The organism is Rhodovibrio sodomensis (genome assembly GCF_016583645.1).
In the GTDB taxonomy this organism is placed as follows: Bacteria; Pseudomonadota; Alphaproteobacteria; order Kiloniellales; family Rhodovibrionaceae; genus Rhodovibrio; species Rhodovibrio sodomensis.
Window position 1 is genome coordinate 1 of sequence record NZ_NRRL01000221.1, and the last position, 3,485, is coordinate 3,485.

At 60.3% G+C, this 3,485-nt stretch carries 2 protein-coding genes; both read right to left on the reverse strand.

The features are described 5' to 3' along the window. Nucleotides 1-540 precede the first annotated feature (540 nt). Entirely contained in the window at nucleotides 541-1,779 is a 1,239-nt protein-coding gene (locus tag CKO28_RS27170; RefSeq protein ID WP_200344585.1) for a hypothetical protein, read from the reverse strand. Between the two features lie 1,511 nt (nucleotides 1,780-3,290). Next, nucleotides 3,291-3,485, reverse strand: a 195-nt coding sequence (locus CKO28_RS28160; protein WP_242480857.1) for a hypothetical protein, incomplete at its 5' end; no start/stop codon positions are given.

Sequence of the window (3,485 nt, forward strand, 5' to 3'; positions counted from 1 at the left end):
CGCTTGGTGGTGCCGCTGCCGGCGGCGAGCGCCCGCACCATCGCGCTCGCCGGCAGACGCGCGAGATCGTGGGGGGCCAGGGCGAGCTTGAGCTCGACTTCCTCAGCCATCGCGATGGGCCGCCTTTCAAAGATTGCAGCAATGTTACGGGCGGTGGACGATGGTGCGCGACGACAGCGCTGTCAATTGCGTTCAACCGCGGTGTCCGGTCCTAAGACGTCGATCGCCGCCTTGGGTTTGACAACATGAATTTAATCGATCTTGCAAGACTAAGAAGTTCTGCTATTGGCCCGACCCGGCCGCTCGACGGTGCGCAAAGGTGGGCAGGTAGGCCCTCCGAACCTGCCGCGACCGCTCCGACCGCACCTCGCCGCAGTCCAGTTGCGGGTTTCCACCGGACACCGGCCGCGTCCGCAACGGCTGGCAGCGGCCGGCCATGACCCGAAGCGGACGACCCCACGATGCTTTTCCGCGCCTAAAGTCTCCGTAACGGCGAACACCTGCGGTGCGGGCGAAACGTCTTTACCAATGGATAAAGTTTTACCGGTCTCCGGAATTTGCATTTAGCCGTTCCTCTACGCTTCGAACATGTCGTTTGATGGCCTCTATCCACTCCTCTCCATGCTCGATATATTCGCCGATATCGAGCAAATGGCCATCGCGCTGAACAGTCCGCCCACTCTTCCTGTCGAGAACTTCGCCATCTACCAAGGACGCCACTTCTTTGACGTAAACCTCGTCAAGATCACGGATGTCGTGCCCCTCAATTAACTTGTGATTGTCGGCGAGCGTTACGTTCCCGTTAGTCTGGATCGCTCCAACCTTGATCCTTGTGCCAGTCGGGAGATCGTAGCGCAGGTCCAATGCACCCTTACCTGGGTCGGGCACCACCCCGATGTCCCGGGCGCGATCAAGGAAAGCCGAAAGGTCGGCCCTGTGGATGCGAGTATTGTCGCTGATGTGCTCGATCACCTTCTCGAGCGACAGCGTTTTGCCGTAACCGCGCCCACCAGCGGCAGAGGCCGATGAAGCTGGTTCGTCAACACGGAGCGCGCCATCGGCGAGCGTCACGATCCCCCGCTCGATATTCACCGTACGCGCCACGATGTTCGGCACAGCGAGCACGCCGCCGTCGCCGTCCTGGAAAAGCCGCACTTCGACCAAACCAAGACCGTAGTGAAGCCCGGCATGCGCCTGTAGCATCTCGCCCAGCCGCTCAACCTGCTCGTTGATCCCGTCGCCGACCACAAGCAGTAGCATGCGGCCCAATCGTAGGTTCCGGGAGATCGCGCCGATACGGCGCGCTGCGGTCTCTTCGTCCAGATCGTCAGAGATCACGTCTACGAGCCGACTGTCGGCAAAGACGCGCGATCCCAGGCCATTCCGCGCGGCCCTCTCCAGGTCCTCGTAGCTCCAACTCGCCAAGTCGCGCGCGTAATCAATGACCTGAGAAAGCACCTCACGACGACTTTCGGGGTTGCGCCACAGTTTGCATTCGGCGAGGACAATATCGCCTTCCGCCGTGAGGTACAGGTTATCGCATGAACCTGAATTCGTTGGGAGTTCACGGCAGATCGGCACCAGATCCCCGAAGCCCGGCTCAAGATCCCTGACAGGCAGGATGTCTGGATGCCGAAAGAGCATATCCTGAAGCCAAGCCTCATCGTAGGTTGCTTGCCGGTTTCCCCTCACGAGAGATATCCGTTCCAATTCTTCTGGCGTCGCATCGTGGCCGCGCAAGCGCACTGGTGCCGACTGCTGGCGCTGACCGCTTGGCATCGCTCGTCCTCCTGGCTCTGTTCTGCATCTCCGGAGAGTGCTGATCGGAGCGGGTAGCTCTTCCCCAAAATCGGGATAGCGTGTTTGCTGATACCGGGGGGTGCACTGGACTGATAGCTTTTTACGATCAGCAGGAAAATGTCTGTTATTGGCCCGACCCGGCCGCTCGACGGTGCGCAAAGGTGGGCAGGTAGGCCCTCCGAACCTGCCGCGACCGCTCCGACCGCACCTCGCCGCAGTCTAGTGGCGGGTTTCCACCGGACACCGGCCGCGTCCGCAACGGCTGGCAGCGGCCGGCCATGTGAAGGTTTCTTGGATGTCTGCCGGACGCAGGTGTAGCCATGCGGCACGATCGGCAGACGTCCGAGAAAGCTCAAGGGAGGAAAACCGCGGGGCGGGGAAGCTACGGGTGGTGCCTGCCGACGGTTATGGAGAAAGTAACCTCGGGGCTGTCCCGATGAGTGCGTCGGAGTTGGCTGTTATCGGCGCGGGGCGGCGGTGCCGCGACGGTGCGGAGGCCGCGAGCGACTGGACCGAGTTGCCGGGTCGGTTCGATCTCAGTGCGGAGCGGTTTAGTCCCATGACCCGAAGCGGCCGTGGGTTCGCCTGAAATAGAGACGCTCCGCTACGGCTCTAAGCTAGCACCAGAACGGTTAGGGCGAGAGCACTCCAGCCCAACACTCCACCGAATATCCAAATCAGAATTGCACTCCGTACGGTAAGGCGTTCGCGGTCAACTTTTGGCATATTCCCTATCGCCTTTGCCGTAGGTGTAGACGAACTCGGCGCCTCGAACACGACCCGTTCGAGTTAAAATTTGGACTGCGCCCGGCGTCTCCGCTAAGAGTTGGTAGACCCACCAATTCGGACTCGGCTTTTGCCGCAAGTTATGTTGCATTGCGGCCTTGAGGGGGCATTGCGGAGGGACGATCGTGAACGCGAAACGCCTTGGCATTTTATCCATTATCACGTCCTTCGTGGGCGGTAGCGTTGGCGCCGGTGCTGGCCTAGCGCTGTCTGTAGGGGTAGGTGAAACTCTCCTCATGTCGTCGGTTTGCAGTGCGGTAGCGTCGGTGGGAGCGTGGTTCACCATTGCAAAGCCTGCCGCTCATGACGTGGCGCTGCATCGGAAAGAAGCCGTTCGCTAAGTCGGCGAACCCGGGATCCAGCCGCCGTAACGAGGTGAGGCCCGTTTTTTGTGAGCCAATTAACGGATACCTACGCCTGCGTGCTGAAGACTGCCGTGTGGCCGAAGCAACCGGTCTACCATCGAAAACTTACGCCGAAGCTGTCGGAGAGACCGGCTGACCATGACCCGAAGCAGTTGACACGGCCTGTATGCCTTCCGGGGCTCGACGCGAGAAGGCTGGACTCCAGTATCTTTGGGCTCATAAACACAAAATCTCTGTTTTCGACCTATGGATTGCGGGAGACAATGCGCTGTTTCTATCGTTAGCGAGCATCACGGGCTAGTTGGACCGATGATGCTCGCTTTGCGCCTGTGCTTTTTCTCAACCGAGCCGTGTTCGGTATTTGGCAACGCCCAGGCCCAACAGTCCCGTCAACACTAACAGTAGGGTCGCGGGATTTGGGATCGGTGTGCCCGATGCCCGAGCTAAGACCTGGCCGGCCTCAAAGCGTGCGATATCTCCTCCGGTCGCGTCGCTGCGCCAATAGACGCCGTTGTCCGTATCGATACCGGCCGT